The 1,804-nt window shown below is 72.8% G+C and carries 2 protein-coding genes and 1 pseudogene; 2 read left to right on the top strand and 1 reads right to left on the bottom strand.

All coding sequences use genetic code 11. From position 1 onward, the window contains the following. The first annotated feature begins 162 nt into the window (after positions 1 to 162). Both AB0J52_RS38880 and AB0J52_RS38875 read left to right on the top strand, forming a co-directional pair. Positions 163 to 798, top strand: a complete 636-nt coding sequence (locus tag AB0J52_RS38880) for a LysE family translocator (RefSeq protein WP_500188066.1) — start codon at positions 163 to 165, stop codon at positions 796 to 798. Between the two features lie 93 nt (positions 799 to 891). Beyond that, positions 892 to 1,455 (top strand): dihydrofolate reductase family protein, encoded by a 564-nt coding sequence (locus AB0J52_RS38875; RefSeq protein WP_500188064.1) that lies wholly within the window; start codon positions 892 to 894, stop codon positions 1,453 to 1,455. Here AB0J52_RS38875 and AB0J52_RS38870 read toward each other — a convergent pair. Next, positions 1,427 to 1,804 (bottom strand): annotated as a pseudogene (locus tag AB0J52_RS38870) (hypothetical protein); the annotation flags it as partial. The gene AB0J52_RS38875 and the pseudogene AB0J52_RS38870 overlap by 29 nt on opposite strands.

Here is a 1,804-nt window from a genome sequence, read left to right as displayed (position 1 = left end):
AAACGAGATAGGTGTGTTGGTCAGGGTTTTTCTGCCGTTTGATCTCCCGATCTCCCCGCGGGCCCCCACGCGCAGCCGGCCCGCCCGGACGACCCCGGGCGGGCCGTCTCACCAGTGGAAACTCGCTGGCCGGACTATTCGGGCGAAGCGTACTCTCCGCCCATGGTCTCCCCCGAACGTCTGCTGGCCTTCTGCGCGATGGCCGTCGTGATCATCCTCGTTCCCGGGCCGTCGGTCCTGTTCGTCGTCGGGCGCGCGCTCGCCCACGGCCGCCGGACGGCCCTCACCAGCGTCGTCGGCAACGAGACCGGCGCGCTCACCCTCTGCCTCGCCGTCGCGTTCGGCGTCGGCTCGCTGGTCGCCCGGTCCGCCCTGCTGTTCAACACGATCAAGCTCGTCGGCGCGGCCTACCTGGTCTACCTGGGCGTCCAGGCGCTGCGGCAGCGGCGCAAGCTGACCGACGCGCTCGCCGCCACCGGCCCCTCCGACAACCGCCGCGCCTTCTGGCAGGGCCTGGTCGTGGGCGTCACCAACCCGAAGACCAGCGTGTTCTTCGCCGCCGTCCTGCCCCAGTTCGTGGACCGGGGAGCGGGCCACGTCCCGCTCCAGATGGCGCTGTTCGGCGTGATCTTCTGCGTGCTCGCGCTGGTCCTCGACAGCGTGTGGGGCCTCGCCGCCGCGTCCGCGCGCACCTGGCTCGCCCGCTCCCCGCGCCGGCTGGCGATGATCGGCGGGACGGGCGGCCTGATGATGATCGGCCTCGGCGTCGGCATCGCCGCGACCGGCCGCAAAGACTGACCAAAGAAATCTCGACCGGACGCGGTGGTGATGTAGAGGACGTCCCGGCGGCTCCGACTCAAGGGTGAAGGCACCGAGAGAAGGAGCGCGACGATGCGGAAGCTGACCTACTTCATCCACACCACCGCCGACGGCCACGTCCAGGGGCCGGAGGGCGAGTTCGACTGGCCGGTCATGGGCCCGGAGCTGTCGGACTACTCCTTCGAGCTGAACGAGGAGAACGACATCACCCTCTACGGCCGGGTGACCTGGGAGATGATGGCGTCCTGGTGGCCGGACGCCGAGTCCAGGACCGACCACCCGCACGTCGTCCGGTACGCGCCGGTGTGGCGCGAGTCCCGCAAGATGGTCGTCTCCCGGACGCTCCAGAGCGCCGAGTGGGCCGAGCGGGTCATCGGGTCCGACCTCGCCGCGCAGGTCCGCGAGCTGAAGGAGCAGGACGGCCGGGGCCTGCTCCTCATGGGCGGCGCGCGGGCCGCGACCTCGCTGGCGAGGCTCGGCCTGCTCGACGAGGTGCGGATCTGCGTCCACCCGGTCGTCCTCGGCGGCGGGACGTCCCTGTTCCCCGGCCTGGACGGGCGGCTCGGCCTGCGCCTGCTGGAGATCCGCACCTTCGACGAGGGCGTCGTCATGCACCGCTACGAAGTGGCCTCCTGACCGGCGGCCGCCCGTCCGGACCGGCCGCCGGAGGACGGTCCGGGTCCCTGTCCCGGTCCCGGTCCCTGTCCCGGTCCCTGTCCCGGTCCCGGTCCCTGTCTCGGTTCCGGTTCCGGACGAGGAGCAGGACGCTCGCCGCGGCCACCAGCGCGAGCGTTCCCGCCGTCGCGTACGCGGCGGACAGCCCGGCGGCGAACCCGGCCGCGTCCCGGGAGACCGCCGGGTCGCCGGGCACCGCCGAGCGGAACACCGCGCCGAGCACCGCGACGCCGAGCGCGTACCCGAGTTGCCGCAGCGCCCCGACCGCTCCGGCCGCCATCCCGCCGCGCTCCGCCGGGACGGCCGCGAC

This window comes from Spirillospora sp. NPDC049652, assembly GCF_040675125.1.
Taxonomy (GTDB): domain Bacteria; phylum Actinomycetota; class Actinomycetes; order Streptosporangiales; family Streptosporangiaceae; genus Spirillospora.
This window is presented reverse-complemented; position numbering and strand designations above follow the sequence as displayed.